This is a genomic window from Rhodoferax sp. GW821-FHT10B06, assembly GCF_059415605.1.
In genome coordinates this window covers 1-605 of the sequence record NZ_JBWKNO010000048.1, presented here as the reverse complement: position 1 = coordinate 605, position 605 = coordinate 1, and the positions used below count along the sequence as shown (strand labels likewise).

Here is a 605-nt window from a genome sequence, read left to right as displayed (position 1 = left end):
CTGCCGCTGATGCCGAAGGTTTCGGTGACGGTCTTGGCGGTGCCCACGTTCTTGGTATCGAAGCTGCCGCTCTGGCTCAGCGTCACGGTGTCACCACTGATGACACCGCTGAGCGTGCCGCCGCTGACGCTGGCGGTGGTGGTGCCGTCATAGGTCTTGGAGGCGGCGCCAGCGCCACTGACGCTGACGGTGGCCGGGGTGATATTGGCGGTGGTGGTGGCGGTGGAATTGGCCAGCACATAGTTGCCGGCGGCGCTGCCGCTGATGCCGAAGGTTTCGGTGACGGTCTTGGCGGTGCCCACGTTCTTGGTATCGAAGCTGCCGCTCTGGCTCAGCGTCACGGTGTCACCGCTGATGACACCGCTGAGCGTGCCGCCGCTGACGCTGGCGCTGGTGGTGCCGTCATAGGTCTTGGAGGCGGCGCCGGCGCCACTGACGCTGACGGTGGCCGGGGTGATATTGGCGGTGGTGGTGGCGGTGGAACTGGCCAGCACATAGTTGCCGGCGGCACTGCCGCTGATGCCGAAGGTTTCGGTGACGGTCTTGGCGGTGCCCACGTTCTTGGTATCGAAGCTGCCGCTCTGGCTCAGCGTCACGGTGTCACC

General features: G+C 66.1%; 1 protein-coding gene. It reads right to left on the bottom strand.

Going from position 1 to position 605, the window contains the following annotated elements:
* The coding region (locus tag AC07O2_RS25985) for a YDG domain-containing protein (RefSeq protein ID WP_495234999.1) at positions 1-605 on the bottom strand (605 nt) is incomplete at both ends.